This is a genomic window from Nocardia yamanashiensis NBRC 100130 (genome assembly GCF_001613325.1).
Lineage (GTDB): Bacteria > Actinomycetota > Actinomycetes > Mycobacteriales > Mycobacteriaceae > Nocardia > Nocardia yamanashiensis.
Map to the genome: position 1 here is coordinate 24,913 of NZ_BDCD01000027.1, position 22,530 is coordinate 47,442.

A 22,530-nucleotide genomic window follows, 5' to 3' on the forward strand; every position below is an offset into this window, starting at 1 on the left:
CGGACAACTCTCAGCGAACCGGGCGCACGATCGTGACCTGCGGCGCGCCCGGTCCATCCGACACGCCAGGATCGCGCTGGATGATGACGCCGTCCGGCAGCGGGCGGCCCGGCTCCAGCGGAATCGCCGGCAGCGCCGGGACGCCGGGCGGCAGCTCACCGTCGCGGTACTCGGTGACCCGGCCGTCCCGATCCTGGATGACGATCCGGCCGCGTTCGGGTTCGGCGCGGCCGCCCGCGCTCCCGGTGTCCAGGCCGATCTCGGCCGCCGTGGCCGGGGCGGCCGGGGCGGCCGGCTCGGCGGCATTGGCGGTGACCGGCAGCGCCAGCAGGGCCAGCCCGGTCGCTCCGATCAGGCCCGCTCCGACCACCCGGCGCACGGTGAACTTCGGCATAACCACTCCTGTCCTCGCGTCGAGGAGGCGCTCATCGCTCCCTCACAACGAAACCGACAGTAGGAAGCCACTTTTCAGCCAGAACTAGCCGATGGTTAAGGAATCGATAGAAGATCGCCGCGGTTCAGCGCGGTTCGGCGGCCGGTCCGGCGGGCGGGCGCGACGGGCCCGCGGAGGAGCCCAGGAAGACCGCGAAGAGGGCGGGGCGGCGGCGTTGCAGTTCCAAGCGGCCACCGTCGGCCTCGATGAGCGCGCGGGCCAGGGCCAGGCCGACGCCGGTGGAGCCGGCGGCCGAGAAACCGCGGTCGAAGATGTGCGGGGCGAGTTCGTCGCGGACGCCGTCGCCCTCGTCGGCGACCTCGACCACCACCAGCGGCTCGCGATCGTCGAGGCGGCCGCCGGTCACGGTGCGCACCGAGACCGTGCAGGTGCCGCCGCCGTGCATGAGGGCATTGTCGACCAGCACCGCGACCGCTTCGCGCAGCCGGGAACCCGTCACGGGCGCTTTCAAGGTCGGGTCGCCGAGCAGCACCAGTTTGCGGCCCGCCTCGGCGAAGGGGTGCCGCCATTCCGCCACCACGCCACGCAATTCCGCGACCACCGGCACCGGATCGCGTTCGGCCGCGCCCTCGTCCCGGGAGGCCCGCACCAGCTCGTCGATGGCGTCGGTGAGCCGATCCACCTGTGCCATGGCCTCTTCCGCCTCGTGCACCACTTCCGGATCGTTGTGCGTGGACAGTTCGTCCAGGCGTAGTCGGACCGCGGTGAGGCGGCTGCGCAGCTGATGCGAGACGTCTGCGACCAGGGCGTGCTCGCGTTGCAGGCGGCCCGCGATTTCGACTGTGGCGGAATCGAGTACGTCCGACACCCGGTCCAGTTCGGTGATGCCGTGCCGGCGCGAATCGGCGCGGAAATCGCCCATGGCCAGCCGGGCCGCGCGCGCCGCCACATCGCGCAGCGGATCGGCCACCCGCCGCGCGGTCACCACCGCCACCGCGATGCCCGCGCCGAGCGAGATGAGCACCAGCCCGACCACCGCGCCCAGCGCCTGCCGCTGCATCGAATGCATCGGCGCGGCAGGGGTTTCCAGGCGCAGCGACCCGGAGGTGCCCATCGCCAGCGACTCCACCAGCGGATCGGCCACCGCGTCCGGTCCGACATCCAGGCGCGAGGCATTGTCCTGCGGCGTCGGATACACGATGGTCAAACGCCCGCCCGCCGGGATCAGCGGCCGCACCGACCGCAGATCCAGTTCGCCGTGCACCAGCCCGTCGTCCTTCTCCTGCGCCACCACCTCCACCGCGATCCGGTCCAGGCGATTGCGCAGTTCGTTGCGGGTGATGTCCTCCACCCACTGCCACGCCGTGAACGCCAGCGGCACGCCCAGCACCAGGGTGGTGAGGGTCAGCGCGGCCACCATGGACAGCAGGATCCTGCGTCTCATCGTCGAGATGCCTCGCTTCGCCGGGCTTTCGGGTGGGATACGCGCGCGGAACAGCACAGATCGATCGGTTCGAGCGGCCGAGCTAGTCGGTGTTGAAGCGGAAGCCTACGCCGCGCACGGTCACGATCCGGCGTTCGGCCACCGGGCCCTCGTCGCCGATCTTCCGGCGCAACCACGACATGTGCATGTCCAGGGTCTTGGAGCCGCGCAGATCGGCGTCACCCCACACCTCGCGCAGGATGGTCTCACGCGAGACCACCTGCCCGGCACGGTCGATGAGCACCTTCAGCAGCTCGTACTCCTTGTTGGCCAGGTTCACCTCGACGCCGTTCACCAGCACCCGGCGCGCCGCCGGCTCCAGCCGGATACCGCCCACCTCGACGGCCTCGTCGCCGATTCCGCTGCGCCGCAACAGCGCCCGCACCCGGGCCAGTAATTCGGCGAGCCGGAAGGGCTTGCCCACGTAGTCGTCGGCGCCGGCGTCCAGGCCGACCACGAAATCGACCTCGTCGGTGCGCGCGGTGAGCATCAGCACGGCCAGATCGGCCCCGCGGGCGCGCACCTGACGGCACACCTCCAGGCCATCCATACCGGGTAGGCCGAGGTCGAGGATCAGCAGGTCGTGACCGCCTTCCAGGGCCCGTTCCAGGACCGCGGGACCGTAGCTCTCCACGGTCACCGCATAGCCCTCGCGCCCCAGCGCCCGCGACAGCGGCGCGGCAATGGCCTCGTCGTCTTCGGCCAGCAATACGGCGGTCACGCAGTAAGCCTACGGGTAAGCAGCACCGGATCCGTAGTAGCCGCCGCCGTTGTTCGGATTGTTCTGCACCACATCGAAAACCTGGTGATAGAGCATGGCGTGCACCTGCTGCACGTACGGGATGTCGTCGTATTCGAGCGGATCCTCCGACGCCGATCCGATGATGAGCGTGCCGGTGCCCAGCATGCGGTCGAAGAGGCCATGGCGGAACTGCACATTCGAGATCCGGTTCATCGGAATGTCGATGCCCGTGTGGGTCAATACGCCTTGGCGAATCAATACCCGGCGGTCGGTGATGATGAAATGCGTCGACTTCCAACGGATCAGCGGCACCAGCGACCGCCACCACACGATCAGCAGCCACGCCACCAGAATCGCGAGCAGCAGCCCGGACCGCAGCCCACCTTCGGTATTGCGCGATGCGACCCCCGCGCCGAATCCGGCCAATGCGGTGATCAGGATGAAAGTCACGGCGGGCCAGAACAACATCTTCCAATGCGGATGACGGTGCAGGAGTAGTCGCTCCTCGGGCGCCAGCGCCTCCTCGGGATAACCCATGCGCATACGCTACCGCGCCGAGATGCCAGAATGCCTGACGCCGAGAAGCGGTGTGACGCACAATCGTGCGGCCCGCGCGTAACATCGGCGATCACGATCTGCCATCTCCGCCGAGCTGTCCCCGCGCAACACCATTCTTGCCCTGCATGACACAGGAGGCGTGTGTGACCCGAGAGTTGACCCAGCTGCAGATACTTCGAGAACTCGAGCCGGTGGCGGAGGCTAACCTCAACCGTCACCTGTCGATGGCCAAGGACTGGCATCCGCACGACTACGTGCCCTGGGATCAGGGCCGCAACTTCGCCGCCATGGGCGGGGAGGACTGGGACCCCTCGCAATCGCAGTTGAGCGAGGTCGCCAAGATCGCCATGGTCACCAACCTGCTGACCGAGGACAACCTCCCTTCCTACCACCGGGAGATCGCCGAGAACTTCTCCCAGGACGGCGCCTGGGGCACCTGGGTGGGCCGCTGGACCGCCGAGGAGAACCGGCACGGCATCGTCATGCGCGACTACCTGGTGGTCACCCGCGGCGTGGATCCGGTGGCCCTGGAAGAGGCGCGGATGATCCACATGACCAATGGCGCGCAATCGCCCGACGATTGGGGCGGGTTCCTGGAGAACGTCGCGTACGTGACCTTCCAGGAGCTGGCCACCCGCATCTCGCACCGCAATACCGGCAAGGTGTGCAACGACCCCATCGCCGACCGCATGCTGCAGCGCATCTCCGCGGACGAGAACCTGCACATGATCTTCTATCGGACGCTGTGCGGGGCGGGGCTGGATCTGGTGCCGGATCAGGCGCTGGAGGCCATCACCAAGGTGCTGACCAATTTCGTCATGCCCGGATCGGGGATGCCGAACTGGCGGCGCAACGGCGTGCTGATGGCCAAGCACGGCATCTACGACCTGCGCCAGCACATGGAGGAGGTGGTGAACCCGGTGCTGAAGAACTGGAACATCTTCGACCGCAACGACTTCGGGGCGCGTGGTGAGGCGGCGCGGGAGAAGTTGGCCGCCTATGTCGCCAAGCTCGAACAGGACGTGCTCAAGTTCGAGGAGCAGCGCGACCGCCTGCTGGCCCGCGAAGCCGCCCGCGGCGAATTGCAAACCGTCTGACCGGTTCTATCTCTCGTGACGCTAGGGTGGGCCCCGGGTGAAACGAGAGGACTTCAGTGGTGGATGGCTACCTGGGCCGCTACCGCCTCGACGAACTACTCGGCAGCGGCGGTTCGGCACAGGTGTGGCGGGCGCACGACACCGCCACCGGCCACACCGTCGCGCTCAAGGTGCTCGCGCCGGTACTGACCGGCGACCCGGAGTACCGGCGGCGCTTCGAACGCGAAGCCCGGGCCGCATCGCTGCTGCACGGTCCACACGTGGTGGCGGTGCGCGCCTACGGTGAACTCGAAGGACGGCTCTACATCGAGTCCGAGTTCGTCGACGGGCTGGACGTCGAAGCACTGCTGGAATGGGAAGGGCCGCTCGCGCCCGCCGCCGCGGTCCGGCTCATCGGGCAGATCGCGGTGGCGCTCGACGAGGCGCACGCGGCGGGGCTGGTGCACCGGGATGTGAAGCCGCAGAACATCATCGTCGCGCCCGACGATACGGCCTACCTCATCGATTTCGGGGCGGCGCTGGAAGACGGGCAGGCGGCGGTCACGCGCACCGGGATGCTGGTGGGCACGCCCGCCTACATGGCGCCGGAACGGTATTCGGGGATCGCGACCGCGCGGTCGGACATCTACTCGCTGGCGTGCGTACTGTACGAATGCCTCACGGGGCAGCGGCCTTTCCGGAGCGGGAACCCGGCGCAGCTGATGCGAGCGCAGCTGGAAACCGTTCCGGCCCCGGCATCCACGCTGGCTCCGGCGGTTTCCGCGGCGCTCGATCGAGTCATCGCGCGGGCCATGGCCAAGGATCCGGCGGAAAGGCATTCCAGCGCAGGTGAATTCGCCGCCGCCGCGGAGGCCGCGTTGCGAGCGGCGGAATCCGACGACACGGTGGTGCTCACCACCGCCACGGGGCAGGACGTGTCCGCCGATCAGTGCAAACCCACCGTGGCGGCCATTGTCGCCACGGCCGTCGCGGTGGTGGCGCTGGCCGGGTCGGTCATCATGCTGATCATCGGGGTGGCGTGGTTCGCCGGGCATACCGCCTCGTCGACGCCGGAACCGGCGCCGCAGGTCGTGCCGACGACGGAATCGACTGTGCGGGAGAGTCTTTCTCCGGCCGTGCCGCTGCCGGCCGTGACGCCGGAACCTGAGGCACCCGGCGCGGAGCCGTCGCATCCCGACACCGTCCCCGTGCCGCCCGCGTCCATCCCCGCCGACTCGGCGCCCGGCCCGCGCGATTCGCCGGACGGCCCCGCGCCGAACCACCACGGTCACGGCAAAGAGCAGAAGGCGGAGAAGCCGGGCAAACCGAAATAGCGCGGAGCCGTTCGCGGTACCGGTGCGCCGGCGGGAATCGGCCGGGCCCGGACTGAGGACTTTCCGCGATCGGGGGTAGTCCCTGAGGAGAAGCATCCGGGTACGAAAGGACTACTTCTCATGGGGGACGGGCAATTCGGTCCCTATCGGCTGGAAAAACTGCTGGGCAACGGCGGAACCGGGCAGGTGTGGCGCGCGCACGACACCCACACCGAACGGACCGTGGCGTTGAAGATCCTGGCGCCCGCACTGGGCGACGATCCGATCTACCGGCAGCGTTTCCAGCGCGAGGCGCGGGCCGCGGCACAGTTACGGGAACCGCACGTGGTGCCCATCCACACCTTCGGTGAATACGACGGTCGACTGTTCATCGATATGGCCTACCTGGACGGGACCGATCTCGGACTGCTGCTGCGGGCCGGCGGCCCGCTCCCGCCGTCAAGGGCTGTGGACATCATTTCGCAGGCGGCGGCCGCGCTCGACGAGGCGCATCGGCGCGGTCTGGTGCACCGGGACGTCAAGCCCGCCAATATCGTGATCGCGCCCAACGGTTTCACCCATCTCATCGATTTCGGCACCGCGCAGCTGACCGGGCAAGCGACGCTCACCGGGACCGGGACCGTCATCGGGACACCGGCCTATATGGCGCCCGAACGGTTCAGCGGGGCGGCGGTTCCCGCGTCGGACACCTACTCGCTGGCCTGCGTGCTGTACGAATCGCTCACCGCGCGCAGACCTTTCCCCGCGCCCGATCCGGCCGGGCAGATGCACGCCCATCTCACGGCCGAACCGCCGCGGATGTCGGAATCGGATCCGGCGCTGCCCGCCGCTCTCGACGACGTGCTGGCGCGGGCGCTCGCCAAGGATCCGGGCGAACGCCATTCCAGCACCGGGGAATTCGCGATGGCGGCGCGTAATGCGCTGGACTCGGCGGGGACCGCGCCGACCACTCCGCTCGTCGCGGCCGGGGCCGCACCGACCACACCGCTGGTGGGGATTTCCCGAGGCCGCGCCGCCGGGACCGGAGTGCTCGCGCCGACCGTCGCGGATAGTGATGGCGCACAACGCAGGACACCGATCACGGCCGTGCCCGCGCCGGGCTTCCCGCGGCGATTCGCGGCGCTCGTCGCCGTCGCGGCCCTGCTCGCCGGGGCGGGGACGGGATTCGCGGTGTGGCGCGCGGGGCAGGACTCGAATTCGCCACCGAGCGAGACGACTCCGGCTTCCGCGCCGCCGGGCGTGGCCGAACCGACCTCTGCCGCAACGGAAGCGCCCCGGGTCACGGGCAACGGGTCGACTCGTACCGTCAATCCCGCTCCGCCACCGGCCAGTTCGGAGACCGGTGGCCCGGAGCCGACAGCGCACACCACGACGCAGGTCACGATCCCGTTCCCCATTCCGAATCTGCCGACCGTGTCGGGGTATGCCGGGCCATCGACTGAGAACAGGCCCGGCAACAGCGGAAACGGCGGCAACGGGAACGGGGGCAACAACGGCAACGGGCAGGACAAGCACGATAAGCCGACCAAACCGAACAAGCCGAACAACTAACCGGCGATCATCCGCCGAAAACCCTGCGCGGGATCAATATTCAGCGCGCAGATGCGTGACGTCACCCGCCGACACCGCGCGATCCCCGATCAGCAGCCGGCCGAATTCATCCACCCCGGTGGCGATTCCGGTGAGCACCTCGCCGCCCGGAATCTCGGCCCGCACCTGCGCGCCGATCGTGGAACAACGCTCCTGGTACGCGGCCGCCAGCTCACCGATATCCCAGCCGCTCGCCTCCCACGCCGTGAAGCGCCGCGCGAACTCCCGCAGGATCGCCGTCACCAGCGCCGTCCGATCCGCGTCCGGCGCACCGGCCAGCGTCAGCGAAGTCGCGTGCGGCACCGGCAGTTCCGCCTCGGTCAGGCTCACGTTCACACCGATCCCCACCACCACCGCCGGGTCCGCTCCCGCGGCCGCGATCTCGGCGAGGATCCCCGATAGCTTGCGCCCGTCCACCAGCACGTCATTGGGCCATTTCAGCACCGCGGGCACCCCGGTCTCGGCCCGTACCGCGTCCACCACCGCCACCCCGGTCAGCAGCGGCAGCCACCCCAGCACCGCCGGATCGATCCCACGCGCCCGCACCAGCACCGACATGGCGATCTGCGCCCGCGCCGGGCTCACCCAGTGCCGTTCGTGCCGCCCCCGCCCCTTCTCCTGCGCCTCCGCGATCAATACCAGCCGATCCGCGTCCGAATCCATGGCCCGTGCCACCAGGTCGGCATTCGTCGACCCCGTCGACTCCACCACGTCGACCCCGCAGAAGAACTTCTCCGGCCCCTCGACCACATTCCGCCGCAACAGTTCCGCATCCAGCGCAGCCCGCTCCATGCCCCGCACGCTACTCCCCCACCCGCCCCGGTCTCCGTCCAGCCGGATCGGGCGCGTTCAGGGGGCGGGGTGCGGGGTCAGTCCGAGTGCGCCGGCGGTGAATCGGTGCACGGTGGGCAGGCTGTCCTCGAGCGCTTCGCGATAGCCGTCGCGGGCCCAGCCCGTCACCTCGGCGGTGCCGTCCGCGGCCGGCGTCACCACGATCTCGGCGACCAGTTCGGCCGTGGTGGGCACGCACACCGCCCATGAAAAGACCGTCTCCGCAGCCCATCCCGCGCTGCGGTTGGTCACGTAGTCCGGATCGGTGATGCCGCCGTCGGCGAGGGCCGGGCGATCGTCGATGCGCTCGTCGGCGCGCAGGGCGCGCAGATACCAACTACCGGCATTGATCTCGATGGGTTCCACTACCGCTCCCGCCTGCGCTCGCGCCGATTGCCGCGCTGCCGCGCCTGATTCGCCCCGCCGAACAACACCGCGCCCGCCAGCGGAATCAACAGGAACACCCACCACTGATGGGTGACGAAGAACAGGATCACCGCCAGGATCGGCACCACCGGCATGATCCGCTCGGGCAGTCCGTTGAATCGCGATTCGCGCGGCCGCTCCACCGCCTTGGCCATGGACACCGGCTCCGGCAGATCCACGAACACCTTGGCCAGATCCCCGCGCGTCAAAGCCGCCGCGACGACCCCGCTGCGCTCGTCGAACTCCGCGACACTCAACCGGCCCGCCGCGAAATGATCGGACAGGCGCTGCATGGCGTCCTCACGCTCAGCGGTGCCGATACGAATCTCCGGTGGTTCAGCCATGATCCGACTTTATCGCGCTCGGTCGGGGCCCGCGTCCGCCGCGGTGCGTAGTGCGGCGCACGCCTGCGGGCGTAAGGGTTTTCCCGGACCGGGACCGGCCGCCGCAGACGAAACGGGCCGCTCACCGAAGTGAGCGGCCCGTTCGAAAGCGATTGCCGGAGAGCCGGTATCCCTTACTTGATCTCGGCGAGCACGGTGCCCTGGGTGATGGCCGCGCCGGCCTCCACCGCGAGACCGGTGATGACGCCGGCCTTGTGGGCGGTGACCGGGTTCTCCATCTTCATGGCCTCGAGCACCACGACCAGATCGCCGGCCTCGACGGACTGGCCCTCTTCGACGGCCACCTTGACGACGGTGCCCTGCATGGGCGCGGTCACGGCATCACCGGAGGCAGCGCCGCCGGCGCCGCCGCCACGCTTGCGCGGCTTCGGCTTCTTGCGGATGACGCCCGCGCCGTTACCCGCGGCAGCGCCCGCGCCGACCGAGAACTGGCCGGGCAGCGACACCTCGAGGCGACGGCCGCCGACCTCGACGACCACCTTCTGACGCGGCGCCTCTTCGTCCTCTTCGATGGCGACGGCGCCGGTGTAGGGCTCGATCGGGTTGTCCCACTCGTTCTCGATCCACTTGGTGTAGACGTCGAACTTGGTGCCGTCACCGATGAACGCGGGGTTCTCGACGATGTGGCGGTGGAACGGGATGACCGTGGCCAGGCCCTCGATCTGGTACTCGGCCAGGGCGCGGGCAGCGCGCTGCAGCGCCTGCTCGCGGTTCTCGCCGGTCACGATCAGCTTGGCCAGCATGGAATCGAACTGGCCGCCGATGACCGAGCCCTCGACCACGCCGGAGTCGACGCGCACGCCGGGGCCCGCGGGCTCCTTGTAGACGACGACCGGGCCGGGCGCGGGCAGGAAGCCGCGGCCGGCGTCCTCACCGTTGATGCGGAACTCGAAGGAGTGGCCGCGCGGGGTCGGATCCTCCTTGATGGAGAGCTCATGGCCCTCGGCGATGCGGAACTGCTGGCGCACCAGGTCGATACCGGCGGTCTCCTCGGTGACCGGGTGCTCCACCTGCAGGCGGGTGTTCACCTCGAGGAAGGACACGGTCTCGCCCTGCACCAGGTACTCGACGGTGCCGGCGCCGTAGTAACCGGCTTCCTTGCAGATGCGCTTGGCCGACTCGTGGATCTTGCCGCGCACCTCGTCCGACAGGAACGGGGCGGGGGCTTCCTCGACCAGCTTCTGGAACCGGCGCTGCAGCGAGCAGTCGCGGGTGCCGGCGACGACCACATTGCCGTGCTTGTCGGCGATGACCTGCGCCTCGACGTGGCGGGCCTTGTCCAGGTACTGCTCGACGAAGCATTCGCCGCGACCGAAGGCGGCGATGGCCTCACGGGTGGCGGACTCGAACAGCTCCGGGATCTCCTCGATGGTGTGCGCGACCTTCATGCCGCGGCCACCGCCACCGAAGGCGGCCTTGATGGCCACCGGAACGCCGTACTCCTTGGCGAACGCGACGACCTCGTCGGCGTTCTTGACCGGGTCCTTGGTGCCCGCGGCCATCGGGGCCTGCGCGCGCTCGGCGATATGCCGCGCGGTGACCTTGTCGCCCAGGTCGCGAATGGACTGCGGCGACGGGCCGATCCAGATCAGGCCCGCGTCGATCACGGCCTGCGCGAAATCGGCATTCTCCGAGAGGAAGCCGTAGCCCGGGTGGATCGCGTCGGCGCCGGCCTTGGCGGCGGCATCGAGGATCTTGTCGAACACCAGGTACGACTCGGCCGAGGTCTGGCCGCCCAGCGCGAACGCCTCGTCGGCGAGCTTCACGAACGGGGCATCCGCATCCGGCTCCGCGTACACGGCGACGCTGGCGATGCCGGCGTCCTTGGCGGCCCGGATCACGCGCACGGCGATCTCGCCTCGGTTGGCTACGAGGACCTTTGTGATCTGCGCGTTGGCATGGTTGGGCACTGAGCCTCCTGTGCTCTGAAAACTTCGTCTTGGGCAGTGTAGGCAGTCTGCCAACAACCACCGAACGGGGATAGGGCTACCGATCGGTAGCACGCAAGAGTGACCGAGGGCACTCTACAACTGTCGTAGCGTCGGCTGGAAGCCTAAGCGCACGCCCTCTAGTCCTGCTCCAGCGGAGAGCCTACGGGCGAACCAGGGATTCGGGAATCGCGCCGGGGGCTTCGCCGGTGACGATCGGAGCGCCGACCGCATTGGACCATTCGGTCCAGGAGCCGTCGTAGTTACGCACGCCGGTCACGCCGAGCAGATGAGTCAGCACGAACCAGGTCAGGGCGGAGCGTTCGCCGATGCGGGAGTAGACCAGCGGGGCGATGCCCTCGCTCACGCCGCCGTAGATGACGTCGAGTTCGGCGCGCGGGCGGAAGCGGGCGTCGGCGCCGACCGAGGAGGTCCACGGGATGTTCACGGCGGTCGGGATGTGCCCGGCCCGCAGCGCCTGCTCCTCGGGGCGGTCCAGCACCACGAGTTCGCCGGTGTACTCGTCGAATACGCGGGAGTCGATGAGCGGACGACCCAGGTGCGCCACCACGTCGCCCCGGAAGGCGCGGGCGGTCTTGTCGTCGCGATCGACCGTCGGGTATTCGCCGAGTCCGGCGGCGGGCACCTCGAAGGCGGTGTCGCGGGCCTCGGAGATCCACGCGTCGCGCCCGCCGTCGAGCAGGCGTACGTCGGGGTGGCCGAAGAGTTCGAAGACCCACAGCGTCGCGGCGGCCGTGCCATTGGATTTGTCGCCGTAGATGACCACCGTGTCGTCGCGTCCAACCCCCTTGACGCGCATGAGTTCGGCGAAGCGCGCCCCGTCCACCACGTCGCGGGTGCGAGGATCGATCAACTCGGTTCGCCAATCGATCTTGATGGCGCCCGGGACATGGCCGATGTCGTATAGCAATATGTCTTCGTTGGACTCGATGATCTTGAGACCCGGCGCGCCGATGTTTGCCGACAGCCACTCTGTGGTTACTAGTCGTTCAGGATGTGCGTAGGAGCCGAACGAGTGATGTGGATCCGGAGCGACGGGCACGGTGTGGTCCTTAGCGCGTGGTTGGGTTGGCTGGATGGCATTCAGCGGTTCGAATCTCAACACCGATCGTAGGCAGATGGCGGTAACGAAACTCGTTTCAGATCACGAATCGGATGATTGGGCGAATTAAGCGCAGCTTCATCCGATAAAGTCTCCCGAGAGGAGGGGTGAGCTATGTCCGATTCTTGGCCGCGACGACGACTGCTCGCGATCCTACGCGGCGCCAGCGAGCCTCTCGACGCGCAAGAACTGGCGCGCGTCACCGGCCAACATGTGACTACCGTCCGTTTCCATTTGGATGTGCTCACCCGCGAATCCCTGGTCCGCCAATTCCAGCAGCCGCCGCGCGGCAGAGGCCGTCCGAGAATCGGCTATACCGCGGTTCAGCGATCCGTCGGTTATCAAGAATTGGCACAGGTCCTGGCCGATCAGCTCGGCAGTGATCCGCGCCGCCGCTCCGATGCCGCCGTCGCCGCGGGCCGGGTCTGGGGCGCGAAAATGGAATCCATCGATCAGCCGGTGGAAACCCTCGAAGACGCGAAAGACCTGACCGTCACGCTGATGTCGGAACTCGGATTCGCGCCCGAACGCGATCACGCCACCGAGACCGAGGAATCGGTCATGATCCGGATGACCGCCTGCCCGCTGCGCGAACTCGCCCGCACCCACTCCGAAGTGGTCTGCGGCGTCCATCTGGGACTCATGCGAGAAGTCTTGGACCGCAACGGCGCTCGCGACGACGTCAGCGTCCGGCTGCACCCGTTCGTGGAACCCGAATTGTGCGTGGCACGACTGGAATTGCTGAAAGCCCGTCCGGCGGAAGCACAGTCGAGCGCGGAACAGGCCGCACCCACCGGCCCGGGCGAGGAGAGCGGCGAACCGCGATTGGCGGCCTCCACCAATCGCATCGCGCCGCAGCTGCGCAGCGGCGATCCCCAATTACGGGGCGGGGACCCACAATTCCGCAATGCCGACGCCCACCTCGGCAAGCAGTCGACGAACCAGCGGTAGCCCGATCCCGATCACGCTGGACGGATCACCGTCGATGCGGTCCACGAACCAGCCGCCGCGGCCGTCCAGGGTGAACGCGCCGGCCACCTGCAGCGGCTCCTCCGACGCGATATAGGCGTCGAGTTCCGCGGGTTCGGGTTTGGCGAAATGCACGGTGGTGGCACTGCAATCGGCGGACTCGCCGACGATCGCGCCGTCGCGCAACCGTAGCACCGAATGCCCGGTCAGCAGATCCGCACTGCGCCCGGCCATTTCGGCCCAGCGCGCGCGAGCCACCTCGGCGGTGTGCGGCTTGCCCTGCAGCACCCCGTCCACGAGCAGCATCGAATCGCAGCCCACCACAATGGAATCGGAGTAATCAGCGGCGGCGGGACCCGCGGCGGCGATGGTCGCCGCCACGTCCCGCGCCTTGGCCCGGGCCAGCTCGATCACGATCTGCTCGGGCGCGGTACCGGCGGGCAGTGCCGCGGCCACCGCGTCTTCGTCCACCTTCGACACCCGGACCACCGGCTCGATGCCCGCGTTGCGCAGCACACCGAGCCGTGCCGGGGACTGGGACCCCAGTACGAAGACCGTCACGCCCGTCAGTCGCGCAGGTGCGACAGCGCCGGGAAGGCGTACGGGGAGAACGGGGAGGAGCCGCGGTGCAGCAGCGTGGGGCGGCCCCACATATCGGCCGGGCCGTTGTCGGCGGGCGCACCGGCGCTCGCCGACGCGGCGGCGAACACGGCGACCAGCGCGGCGAGTTCGACATCGCTGGGATTGCCCTTGAGTACCTGGATGACCGGTCCGATGCTCGACGGTTCGGTGGTCTCGACGGCGACGGCGGCGTCCACCGCGTCCAATTCGTCGACCGCCAGATCCAATTCGGCGGCGCGCAGTACCTCTTCGTCAGCCATGGTCGTCACAGCGCCAGTCCTCCTGTCCAATCACCGCCGGGGCGGCTGGTCCGCGACCGGAAGATCTTCCCGGGTCCGCGAAACGGTATTCGTTACGGCCCTCGAAATCGAGGGCCATTCCTTTGACCATCTTTGCTCGGATGAGGCGTTCGTGCGCGGTACGAGACACATGTCCTATTGGACAGTGTGCGCCCCATGCCGCGCATATCGCTGAATCAGAGCGGAATGTTGCCGTGCTTCTTCGGCGGCAGCGAGACCATCTTGCGCTCCAGCAGCCGCAGCGCCGAGACGATCTGGCCGCGGGTGTGCGAGGGCGGGATGACCGCGTCGACGTAGCCGCGCTCGGCCGCCACGTACGGGTTCACGAGGGTGTCCTCGTACTCGTTCTGCAGCTCGAGGCGCAGGGCGTCGACGTCGTTGCCCTCGGCGGCGGCGGTCTGCAGCTGCTTGCGGTAGACGAAACCGACCGCCCCGGACGCGCCCATGACGGCGATCTGAGCCGTCGGCCACGCCAGGTTCACATCCGCGCCCATGTGCTTGGAGCCCATGACGTCGTAGGCGCCGCCGTAAGCCTTGCGGGTGATGATTGTGATCTTGCCCACAGTGGCCTCGCCGTAGGCATACAGCAGCTTCGCGCCGCGGCGAATGATGCCGTTGTACTCCTGGCCAGTGCCCGGCAGGAAGCCCGGCACGTCCACCAGGGTGATGATCGGGATATTGAAGGCGTCGCAGGTGCGCACGAAGCGCGCGGCCTTCTCCGAGGCGTCGATGTCCAGGCAGCCCGCGAACTGCGAGGGCTGGTTGGCCACGAAGCCGACGCTGCGGCCGTCGATGCGGGCGAAGCCGACGATGATGTTCATCGCGCGCTCGGCCTGCACCTCCAGGAACTCCTCGTCATCCACCAGGCGCTTGATCACCTCGTGCATGTCGTAGGGCTGGTTCGGCGAGTCCGGGACGATGGTGTCCAGCTCGATATCGGCCTCGGTGAGGTTCTCCTCGATGGCGCCCGCATTGGCGGTGGCCGGGAAGCGCGGGGCCTCGGCGCGGTTGTTGCTGGGCAGGTAGCTCAGCAGATCGCGCACGTAGTCCAGAGCGTCCTGCTCGCCGGAGGCGACATAGTGCGCCACACCGGACTTCACCATGTGGGTGTGGGCGCCGCCCAGCTCCTCCATGGTCACTTCTTCACCGGTGACGGTCTTGATCACGTCCGGGCCGGTGACGAACATCTGCGAGGTCTGGTCGACCATGACCACGAAGTCGGTCAGGGCGGGCGAGTAGACGTGGCCGCCCGCGGCCGGGCCCATGATCAGCGAGATCTGCGGGATCACGCCGGAGGCCTGGATATTGCGGTGGAAGATCTCACCGTAGAGGCCCAGGGAGACGACGCCCTCCTGGATGCGCGCGCCCGCGCCCTCGTTGATGCCGACCAGCGGACGGCCGGTCTTGAGCGCCAGGTCCATCACCTTGACGATCTTCTCGCCGTAGACCTCGCCGAGCGAACCGCCGAAGACGGTGACGTCCTGGGAGAAGATGCAAACGTCGCGGCCGTCGATGGTGCCGTAACCGGTCACCACGCCGTCGCCGAGCGGACGCTGGTTCTCCAGACCGAAATTCACGCTGCGATGGCGAGCCAGCGCGTCGAGCTCGACGAAGGAACCCTCGTCCAGCAGGGCCAGAATGCGCTCGCGGGCGGTCATCTTGCCCTTGGCGTGCACCTTGTCGACAGCGGCCTCACCCATCGGGTGCTTGGCCTCTTCCAGCCGATTGCGCAGGTCAGCCAGCTTGCCGGCGGTGGTGTGGATATCAGGGGCGCCCGCCGACCCCGGCGTAGGCTGCTGCTGGACACTCGTCATGACGGGGAGTGTAACCAGTACCAGAGCCCCTTTGTAATCCCGGATCCGCTACTGGCGAGTACGGTTATTGGCTGCCCGCCAGTTAAAACGCCCTGGTAGAGCACCGAATCGGGGCCGGATTCACCCCGGTTCCAAAATGCCGCGCCCATCCTTGGAGCGTTCAGCGCATGACGCCGGTGTGGCCGGTGGAGTATCGGCCGGGCTGCGGCCAGACGGTCAGCCCGTGTGCGCCCTTGCCGACCTTGATGCGCGCCAAGAGCTTCCACTCCGCGATGTCGATGGCGTAGACCTCGCCGTGGTAGCGCCCCGACACCCAGAACACGCGGCCGTCGGCGGAGATATTGCCCATGTCCGGGCTGCCGCCGCCGGGGATCTGCCATTTGTGCACGAGCCGGTTCGCGGCGAAGTCCCAGACCGAGATGCTGCCCTCGTGCCGGTTGGTGATCAGCATCTGCTTGGAGTCGCGGGTGACGTACAGGCCGTGGGTGCCGTGCCCGGTCTCCAGGAATCCAGTGTTGTCGAAGGTCTTGGCATCGAAGACATAGATGCCGTTGGCGACCATGTCCGCGACGTAGAAGGTGCGGCCGTCGGGCGAGAGCTTCACGTCCTGCGGCTTGCCGTTGCGCCCGCCCGGCAGATCGATCATGCGGACCAGCGCCAGGTTCGCGATGTCCACCACCGCCATCCGCCCGCTGAATTCGCAACTGGTGAGCGCGAACCGGCCGTCGGCGGTGAAGTCCATGTGATTGACCCCGCCGCAGTCCGGCACCGCGATGGCGTTCACCTTCTGCCAGCTGTGCGGGTCGTAGAGGTCGAGCGAACGATCGGCTTCGGCCACCACGAGCGCGTATTTGCCGTCGGGGGTGAAGTACATGTTGTACGGATCGCGGACCGGGATCGGTTCGCCCGCCTTGCCGGTGCGCGGGTCGATGGGCAGCAGGCTGCCGCTGCCGATGGGCAGGTCGTTGTTGGCGTACAGCATCTGCATGTCATAGGACGGCACCACGTGCTGCGGCTCGTGCCCGCCGGCCGGATAGTTGTCGACGACCTCGAAGGTGGCCGGGTCGATGACGGTGATGGTGTTCGACTCGCTGTTGGGCACGTACACGCGCGGCAGATGATCGGCGACCGCCGGGCTGAGTTCGCGGGTGCCCGCGTAGACGTCGGTCGGCGAGAGCGGCGGCGGCATGCCGGGCAGCAGCGCGGGCTGTTCGGTCGTGGTGGCGGCCGCCGTGGAGGTGGTGGCCGGCGCGGCCGTGGTCGTCTTGTCCACGGTGCCCGCATTGCTTCCGGAGCAACCGGCCAGCAGCAGTAGCGAGAGGATCAGACCCAGCCGAGCACGATGCGCGATCACGCGATGCACCGTGTCAGACCGTCATGGCGGTGAGCTGACATGCCGTCGAACTCTAAGCGGTGACATGGGATTCGGTGGCGGGTCGACGGAGTGTCGCCCGGCGGCACGCGGTTCCGGCGAATGCCGTAACCCGTGCAATCCGGGCGACTCCGTCATATACCGACTGCCTTGTGGCTCAGGGCAATACGCGCTCCAGCGCGTCCACCGCCTCGTCCAGTTCCGCCGTGGTTACCGTGAGCGGCGGCCGGAAGCGAATGCCCCGCTCCCCCGTGCCGAGCAGCAGCACGTGCTCTTCCTCGCGCAGCGCCGTGACCACGCTGTCGCGCAGGCGCGCGGATTCGAGGGTGACCGCGCACATGAGACCGCGGCCGCGCGGATCGCTCACTTCCGGATGCTTTTCCGCCACCTCGATCAGCCGCTGCAGCAGATGCGGGCCGAGAATGCGCGCCCGATCCACCAGGTGCTCGTGCTCGATCACCTCGAACACGCGCCGGGCCCGGACCATATCGGCCAGATTGCCGCCCCAGGTGGAGTTGAGCCGGGAGCTGACCCGGAACACATTGTCGGGCACCTCGTCCACCCGGCCGCCGGCCATGATCCCGCAGACCTGGGTCTTCTTGCCGAAGGCCACCACATCGGGTTCCAGGCCGAGCTGCTGGTAGGCCCACATGGTGCCGGTCATGCCGACGCCGGTCTGCACCTCGTCGAGGATGAACAGCGCGTCATTGGCGTGGCACAGCCGCTGCACGGCGAGCAGGAACTCCGGCCGCAGATGCCGGTCACCGCCCTCGCCCTGGATCGGCTCGGCAATGAAACACGCTATGTCGTGGGGGTTTTCGGCGAAAGCGCGCTCGATCTGGTCCAGCGCGTGCCGTTCCGCCGCCTCGATATCCGGATGGTCCGGCCCGAGGTACGGGGTGTCGATGCGCGGCCAGTCGAACTTGGGGAAACGCGCGGTCTTCACCGGATCGGTGTTGGTGAGCGAGAGCGTGTACCCGGTCCGGCCGTGGAAGGCGCCGGTCAGGTGCAGCACCTTGGTGCCGAGTTCGCCTGGGCGGCCGTGCATTTCATTGTGCCGGGACTTCCAGTCGAACGCGGCCTTGAGCGCGTTCTCGACCGCGAGCCCGCCGCCGTCGATGAAGAACAGGTGCGGTAGCCGCGGATCACCGAGGACGCGCGCGAAAGTCTCGACGAAGCGCGCCATCTCGACGGTGTAGACGTCGGAGTTGCTGGGTTTGTTCAGCGCCGCGGCGGTGAGGCCGGACAGGAACCTGCGGTCCCCGGCCAGCGCCGGATGGTTCATGCCCAGCGCCGAGGAGGCGAAGAACCCGAACATGTCCAGGTAGGGGGTGCCGTCCCGCGCGTCCACGAGCCGTCGGCCGCGTGATTTGCGCAGGTCGAGCACCAGATCGAAACCGTCCGCGAGAATGCTCGCGGACAGGATGTCATGCACCCGGGCGGGGGTGATCAGTGGCGTTTCGGCAACCGCCCCGAGCCGATCGACTTCGAGCGTCACGCCGCCCAGCGTAAATGAATTTTTACGGGCACGCCCGGAAAGTCCGGAAAGATTACGAAGGTTGCCTACTTGTCATAGAATGTCTGCAGAATGATCGTGCTTCGAGTCCGGACATTTGCCGTCGCGCGGATCTCTTGCAAGAGCTGTTCCAGGTGCCGGGGGGATGCCACCCGCACCAGCAGCATGTAGCTCTCGTCCCCCGCGACCGAGTGGCAGGCCTCGATGCCCGGAATGTGCTGCAGGAGCGCGGGCGCGTCATCGGGCTGCGACGGGTCGAGAGGAGTGATCGCCACGAATGCCGACAGCATCTGTCCGAGCGCTTCGGGATCTACATTGGCCGTGTAGCCACGAATCACGCCACGAGCTTCCAGCCGGCGCACCCGCGACTGCACCGCGGACACCGATAGGTTCGCTTTCTCGGCCAGATTCGACAGGGTGGCGCGACCATCGGCAATCAGCTCACGGATCAGCAGTCGATCGATGTCGTCGAGTACGGGTTTCGCCGGTGTATCCGCCATCAGCGAAGGCTAACGCAGCAAAGAGAACTCGTGGCCGGAACCCAGTCTGGAGCTGTCTATGACCAACACCCTGACCGCCCGTAACACCCGCGAATTGCACACGCGCGCCGCCGCGCTGCTGCAGCGGCTGGGGGTGGAATCGCCCGAACCGGGCGCACTGTCGGTGCGCACGCCGATCACCGGCGGTGAGCTCGCGACCCTGCGCCCGGACACCGTCGCGGACGTGGACGCGGCCGTCGCCCGCGCCGCCGACGCCTTCCTCGCCTGGCGCACGGTGCCCGCGCCGCAGCGGGCCGCGGTGGTGCGCCGGCTGGCCGAACTACTGGTGGCGCACAAGACGGATCTGGGCGAACTGGTCACCCTGGAAGCGGGCAAGATCGGGCCGGAAGCGCTGGGCGAAGTGCAGGAAATGATCGATATCTGCGAATTCGCCATCGGGCTGTCCCGGCAGCTGTACGGCAGGACCATGCCCTCGGAACGACCCGGGCACCGGCTCATGGAGACCTGGCATCCGCTCGGCGTGGTCGGGGTGATCTCGGCGTTCAATTTCCCGGTCGCGGTGTGGGCGTGGAATACCGCGCTGGCGCTGGTCTGCGGCGATACCGTGGTGTGGAAGCCGTCGGAGACGACGCCGCTGACCGCCCTGGCCTGCCACTCGCTACTGCGCCGCGCCGCCCGGGACGTGGGCGCGGATCCCGAAGTGCACCAGCTGATTCAAGGCGATGCGACGGTAGGCGAACGCCTGGTCGACGATCCGCGCGTGGCGCTGGTCAGCGCCACCGGCTCGGTCCGGATGGGCGGGCTGGTCGCACCCCGGGTGGCCGCGCGTTTCGGCCGCTGCCTGCTGGAGCTGGGCGGCAACAACGCGGCGGTGGTAACCCCTTCCGCCGACCTGGATCTCGCGGCGCGGGGCATCGTGTTCGCGGCGGCCGGCACGGCGGGCCAGCGGTGCACCACCCTGCGCCGGCTCATCGTGCACACCGACGTGGTGGGCCCGCTGCTGGATCGGCTCGCTTCGGCGTATCGCCAACTGCGCGTGGGCAATCCGCTCGAGGACGGCACCCTGGTCGGGCCGCTGATCAACGAGCGGTCGTATCTCGCCATGCGTGATGCCCTGGATCGCGCCGTGGCCGACGGCGGTGAATTGATCTGCGGCGGTGAGCGGGTCGAGGGCTTCGGCGAGGACGCCTTCTACGTCCGCCCCGCCATCGTGCGCATGCCCGCCCAGACCGCGGTGGTCCGCGAGGAGACCTTCGCGCCCATCCTGTACGTGCTCACCTATCAGGAGCTCGACGCCGCCATCGCTATCCACAACGACGTCCCCCAGGGCCTTTCCTCCGCCATCTTCACCCAGAACCAGCGCGAGGCCGAACGCTTCCTGGCCGCCGACGGCTCCGACTGCGGCATCGCCAATGTGAACATCGGCACCTCGGGCGCGGAGATCGGCGGCGCGTTCGGCGGTGAGAAGCAAACCGGCGGCGGCCGCGAATCCGGCTCCGACTCCTGGAAGTCCTACATGCGCCGCGCCACCAACACCGTCAACTATTCGACGGAACTGCCACTGGCGCAGGGCATCCGGTTCGAGTGAGGTGCGACGCCCGAGATCGAAGCGGCGGCGGGCGCTCGCGGTTCGAACTCTAGCGCGGAAGCCGAACGGCCCCAACCGGTTTTCGGGTGGGGCCGTATCGGATCAGTCCTGCTTTTCGACGGCGATGGAGCGGATCTGCTCCTCGTACTTCGCGCGGGTGGACTCGTCCGCGGGGTGCAGGGCGCGGTCGCCGTTGAAGAGGCGGCGGACCAGGCGGACGGCCGGTTCGGGGGCGGCGGCGAGGGCCACGTCCAGCGGTGCCAGGTAGTTGGGGACGGCTACCTCGGCGCGGCGGGTGCGGACCGTCTGCACGATGGCGGCGGCCACGTCCTCGGGGTCGACGGTGGGCAGGCCATTGCCGAGTTTGAGGCCCGAGGAGAGGCGGGTGCGGACGGCGGAGGGCATGACGCAGCTGACGCTGACGCCGTGTTCGGCGAATTCGAGACGCGTTGCGGCGGAGAGCCCTACGGCGGCGAACTTGCTGGCGTTGTAGACGGCCAGTCCGGCGATCGGGATCTTGCCGGCCAGGGAGGCCACATTGACGACATGCCCCTTGCCGCGGTCGATCATACCGGGCACGACGGCGCGCATACCGTGGATCAGGCCCCAGACATTCACGTCGATGGTGGTGTGGCCGGTCGCGTCCGGCTCGTCCAGGAAGGCGCCGGCGGGCATGACACCGGCATTGTTGACCAGGATGTCGATGCGGCCGAAGTCGGCGACCACCCGGTCCCACTGCTCGCGATTGCGGACGTCGAGCTCGAAAGCCTTGGCGCCCAGGGCGGCCGCGGCGGCTTGCCCGGCGGCGACGTCCACATCGGCGATGGCGATCTCCGCGCCCTTGCTCGCGAACAGCTCCGCCGCCGACTGCCCGATGCCCCGGCCCGCGCCGGTGATGAGCACCCGCGCTCCGTTCAGATCGATTGCCGGGTAATTGGTTCCGAGGACGCTCATGCGAAGGCTCCCTGCTCCACTTGTTTGCGGACGCTGATCAGACTGTGTTCGAAAGTGGCGAGACGACGGCGGCCGTCCATGAAGTTCGGGCCCATGACGGCGAGGTCGTCGGCGGTGGCGTCGATGCGCAGCACCTTGACGCCGGTGGCGCGGATCAGATCGATCTCGGCATCGAGCTTCTCGCTCATGCGGTTTCGCAGCTGCCGTTCGGCGAAATGCCCGGCGCTGGTGGCGGGGACGCGGCCGGTGGAAGCCATCGGTGCGATCACCACGACCTCGTCCAGATCGGCGGGAATGAGCAGGTCCACCGAGGCGGTGGAGGCCGCGCCGCCGTCGATGAATTCCCGGCCGTCGATGGACACCGCCGGGAGCCAGCCGGGTACGGCCCACGAAGCCCGCAGGGCCGCACCGATACTCGCGTCCGGCGCGGACGGTGAACCGAAGGCGACGCGTTCGCCGGTGGCCGCGTCCATGGCCACCAGCCAGGTGGCGGGATGCTCGACCCAGCGACGGTTCGGGTTCAGGCGGTCGGCCAGCCGCTGCAGCCAGGCGGGGTCGCCGCCGCCCTGCGGGAGGAGGCCGCTGCCCGCGGTGAGCAGTGCGTGACCATTGCCCGGGCGGGCGAGCAGGGATCGCGCGGCCCGGCCCGGGGCGATCAGGCGCGGCCGGGGCAGCGGTGGGAAACGGCCCGGCTCCGAACGCATATGCGCCGCGAGCACCGGGTTCGTGGTGGTGCCGCGCTGCATGTCGACCAGTTCGTCCACACTGATGCCGCTGCCCAGCATGGTCAGCATTTCGGCGCCCGCGGAGGTGCCGATCATGACGTCGGCGGTACGCGGGTCCCAGTCCAGTACGTCGCGGGCCGCGGCCAGTGCCGCGACGATCCACGCCGCGCCGACCGTACCCCCGCAGCCGATCGCCAGGCCACGTCGCTGTGACCCGTTCCTGTTACTCATGGTTTCGAACACTACCGGCTGAAACGGCCCCGCGCATAGAGTTCAGATACCG

General features: G+C 68.5%; 22 protein-coding genes. 5 read left to right on the forward strand and 17 right to left on the reverse strand.

The window, feature by feature from the left end; translation table 11 throughout:
* Positions 1-10: 10 nt before the first annotated feature.
* The 4 genes from NY1_RS30475 to NY1_RS30490 all read right to left on the reverse strand — a co-directional run bounded on the left by NY1_RS30475 (position 11) and on the right by NY1_RS30490 (position 3,156).
* The gene (locus NY1_RS30475; protein WP_067720597.1) at positions 11-394 is read right to left on the reverse strand and encodes a hypothetical protein; all 384 of its coding nucleotides are present in this window, start codon (positions 392-394) and stop codon (positions 11-13) included.
* Positions 395-518: 124 nt separating this feature from the next.
* Positions 519-1,838, reverse strand: a complete 1,320-nt coding sequence (locus NY1_RS30480; RefSeq protein WP_067720598.1) for a sensor histidine kinase — start codon at positions 1,836-1,838, stop codon at positions 519-521.
* Positions 1,839-1,920: 82 nt separating this feature from the next.
* Positions 1,921-2,598, reverse strand: a complete 678-nt coding sequence (locus NY1_RS30485) for a response regulator transcription factor (protein WP_067720599.1) — start codon at positions 2,596-2,598, stop codon at positions 1,921-1,923.
* A gap of 9 nt (positions 2,599-2,607) precedes the next feature.
* The gene (locus NY1_RS30490; protein ID WP_067720647.1) at positions 2,608-3,156 is read right to left on the reverse strand and encodes a PH domain-containing protein; all 549 of its coding nucleotides are present in this window, start codon (positions 3,154-3,156) and stop codon (positions 2,608-2,610) included.
* 164 nt (positions 3,157-3,320) lie between these two features.
* Here NY1_RS30490 and NY1_RS30495 point away from each other — a divergent pair, with 164 nt between their 5' ends.
* The 3 genes from NY1_RS30495 to NY1_RS30505 all read left to right on the forward strand — a co-directional run bounded on the left by NY1_RS30495 (position 3,321) and on the right by NY1_RS30505 (position 7,138).
* Entirely contained in the window at positions 3,321-4,274 is a 954-nt protein-coding gene (locus NY1_RS30495) for an acyl-ACP desaturase (protein WP_067720600.1), read from the forward strand.
* 59 nt (positions 4,275-4,333) lie between these two features.
* Positions 4,334-5,587 (forward strand): serine/threonine-protein kinase, encoded by a 1,254-nt coding sequence (locus NY1_RS30500; RefSeq protein ID WP_067720601.1) that lies wholly within the window; start codon positions 4,334-4,336, stop codon positions 5,585-5,587.
* A gap of 120 nt (positions 5,588-5,707) precedes the next feature.
* Positions 5,708-7,138, forward strand: coding sequence for a serine/threonine-protein kinase (locus NY1_RS30505; protein ID WP_067720602.1), 1,431 nt, complete (start codon positions 5,708-5,710; stop codon positions 7,136-7,138).
* 33 nt (positions 7,139-7,171) lie between these two features.
* Here NY1_RS30505 and NY1_RS30510 read toward each other — a convergent pair whose 3' ends face one another.
* The 5 genes from NY1_RS30510 to NY1_RS30530 form a co-directional block, all read right to left on the reverse strand.
* Positions 7,172-7,969, reverse strand: coding sequence for a biotin--[acetyl-CoA-carboxylase] ligase (locus NY1_RS30510; protein ID WP_067720603.1), 798 nt, complete (start codon positions 7,967-7,969; stop codon positions 7,172-7,174).
* Between the two features lie 57 nt (positions 7,970-8,026).
* Entirely contained in the window at positions 8,027-8,374 is a 348-nt protein-coding gene (locus tag NY1_RS30515; RefSeq protein WP_067720604.1) for a hypothetical protein, read from the reverse strand.
* Entirely contained in the window at positions 8,374-8,778 is a 405-nt protein-coding gene (locus tag NY1_RS30520; RefSeq protein WP_067720605.1) for a DUF1707 SHOCT-like domain-containing protein, read from the reverse strand. Before NY1_RS30520 ends, NY1_RS30515 begins: the two co-directional genes overlap by 1 nt.
* 173 nt (positions 8,779-8,951) lie before the next feature.
* Positions 8,952-10,748 (reverse strand): ATP-binding protein, encoded by a 1,797-nt coding sequence (locus NY1_RS30525; protein ID WP_067720606.1) that lies wholly within the window; start codon positions 10,746-10,748, stop codon positions 8,952-8,954.
* A gap of 181 nt (positions 10,749-10,929) precedes the next feature.
* Positions 10,930-11,829 (reverse strand): sulfurtransferase, encoded by a 900-nt coding sequence (locus tag NY1_RS30530; RefSeq protein ID WP_067720648.1) that lies wholly within the window; start codon positions 11,827-11,829, stop codon positions 10,930-10,932.
* Positions 11,830-12,003: 174 nt separating this feature from the next.
* On the opposite strand from NY1_RS30530, the gene NY1_RS30535 reads away from it, so the two are divergent.
* Positions 12,004-12,840, forward strand: a complete 837-nt coding sequence (locus NY1_RS30535) for a helix-turn-helix transcriptional regulator (protein ID WP_233434562.1) — start codon at positions 12,004-12,006, stop codon at positions 12,838-12,840.
* Here NY1_RS30535 and NY1_RS30540 read toward each other — a convergent pair.
* The 6 genes from NY1_RS30540 to NY1_RS30565 all read right to left on the reverse strand — a co-directional run bounded on the left by NY1_RS30540 (position 12,769) and on the right by NY1_RS30565 (position 18,980).
* Positions 12,769-13,419: a Maf family protein gene (locus NY1_RS30540; RefSeq protein WP_067720607.1), complete on the reverse strand. Its 651-nt coding sequence runs from the start codon at positions 13,417-13,419 to the stop codon at positions 12,769-12,771. The genes NY1_RS30535 and NY1_RS30540 overlap by 72 nt on opposite strands.
* Before the next feature lie 5 nt (positions 13,420-13,424).
* Complete coding sequence (locus NY1_RS30545) at positions 13,425-13,739, reverse strand: acyl-CoA carboxylase epsilon subunit (RefSeq protein ID WP_067720608.1); 315 nt, start codon at positions 13,737-13,739, stop codon at positions 13,425-13,427.
* A gap of 215 nt (positions 13,740-13,954) precedes the next feature.
* A complete protein-coding gene (locus tag NY1_RS30550; protein WP_067720609.1) occupies positions 13,955-15,592 on the reverse strand; it encodes an acyl-CoA carboxylase subunit beta in 1,638 nt (545 codons plus the stop codon).
* A 160-nt stretch (positions 15,593-15,752) separates the two neighbouring features.
* A complete protein-coding gene (locus NY1_RS30555; RefSeq protein ID WP_233434563.1) occupies positions 15,753-16,946 on the reverse strand; it encodes a YVTN family beta-propeller repeat protein in 1,194 nt (397 codons plus the stop codon).
* 175 nt (positions 16,947-17,121) lie between these two features.
* Entirely contained in the window at positions 17,122-18,462 is a 1,341-nt protein-coding gene (lat, locus tag NY1_RS30560) for an L-lysine 6-transaminase (RefSeq protein WP_084535630.1), read from the reverse strand.
* A gap of 65 nt (positions 18,463-18,527) precedes the next feature.
* The gene (locus NY1_RS30565; protein ID WP_067720610.1) at positions 18,528-18,980 is read right to left on the reverse strand and encodes an Lrp/AsnC family transcriptional regulator; all 453 of its coding nucleotides are present in this window, start codon (positions 18,978-18,980) and stop codon (positions 18,528-18,530) included.
* Positions 18,981-19,038: 58 nt separating this feature from the next.
* Here NY1_RS30565 and amaB point away from each other — a divergent pair, with 58 nt between their 5' ends.
* Positions 19,039-20,568 (forward strand): L-piperidine-6-carboxylate dehydrogenase, encoded by a 1,530-nt coding sequence (gene amaB, locus NY1_RS30570; RefSeq protein ID WP_067720611.1) that lies wholly within the window; start codon positions 19,039-19,041, stop codon positions 20,566-20,568.
* 102 nt (positions 20,569-20,670) lie between these two features.
* On the opposite strand, the gene NY1_RS30575 is transcribed toward amaB, so the two are convergent.
* Both NY1_RS30575 and NY1_RS30580 read right to left on the reverse strand, forming a co-directional pair.
* Complete coding sequence (locus NY1_RS30575) at positions 20,671-21,522, reverse strand: SDR family oxidoreductase (protein ID WP_067720612.1); 852 nt, start codon at positions 21,520-21,522, stop codon at positions 20,671-20,673.
* Complete coding sequence (locus NY1_RS30580) at positions 21,519-22,478, reverse strand: patatin-like phospholipase family protein (RefSeq protein WP_067720651.1); 960 nt, start codon at positions 22,476-22,478, stop codon at positions 21,519-21,521. Before NY1_RS30580 ends, NY1_RS30575 begins: the two co-directional genes overlap by 4 nt.
* Positions 22,479-22,530 lie beyond the last annotated feature (52 nt).

Excerpts from the sequence above, each read along its gene's own strand:
- NY1_RS30475 (WP_067720597.1), bottom strand. The coding sequence starts at position 394 with ATGCCGAAGTTCACCGTGCGCCGGGTGGTCGGAGCGGGCCTGATCGGA.
- NY1_RS30480 (WP_067720598.1), bottom strand. The coding sequence starts at position 1,838 with ATGAGACGCAGGATCCTGCTGTCCATGGTGGCCGCGCTGACCCTCACC.
- NY1_RS30490 (WP_067720647.1), bottom strand. The coding sequence starts at position 3,156 with ATGGGTTATCCCGAGGAGGCGCTGGCGCCCGAGGAGCGACTACTCCTG.
- NY1_RS30505 (WP_067720602.1), top strand. The coding sequence starts at position 5,708 with ATGGGGGACGGGCAATTCGGTCCCTATCGGCTGGAAAAACTGCTGGGC.
- NY1_RS30510 (WP_067720603.1), bottom strand. The coding sequence starts at position 7,969 with ATGGAGCGGGCTGCGCTGGATGCGGAACTGTTGCGGCGGAATGTGGTC.
- NY1_RS30520 (WP_067720605.1), bottom strand. The coding sequence starts at position 8,778 with ATGGCTGAACCACCGGAGATTCGTATCGGCACCGCTGAGCGTGAGGAC.
- NY1_RS30535 (WP_233434562.1), top strand. The coding sequence starts at position 12,004 with ATGTCCGATTCTTGGCCGCGACGACGACTGCTCGCGATCCTACGCGGC.
- NY1_RS30545 (WP_067720608.1), bottom strand. The coding sequence starts at position 13,739 with ATGGCTGACGAAGAGGTACTGCGCGCCGCCGAATTGGATCTGGCGGTC.
- NY1_RS30550 (WP_067720609.1), bottom strand. The coding sequence starts at position 15,592 with ATGACGAGTGTCCAGCAGCAGCCTACGCCGGGGTCGGCGGGCGCCCCT.
- NY1_RS30565 (WP_067720610.1), bottom strand. The coding sequence starts at position 18,980 with ATGGCGGATACACCGGCGAAACCCGTACTCGACGACATCGATCGACTG.
- amaB (WP_067720611.1), top strand. The coding sequence starts at position 19,039 with ATGACCAACACCCTGACCGCCCGTAACACCCGCGAATTGCACACGCGC.
- NY1_RS30575 (WP_067720612.1), bottom strand. The coding sequence starts at position 21,522 with ATGAGCGTCCTCGGAACCAATTACCCGGCAATCGATCTGAACGGAGCG.
- NY1_RS30580 (WP_067720651.1), bottom strand. The coding sequence starts at position 22,478 with ATGAGTAACAGGAACGGGTCACAGCGACGTGGCCTGGCGATCGGCTGC.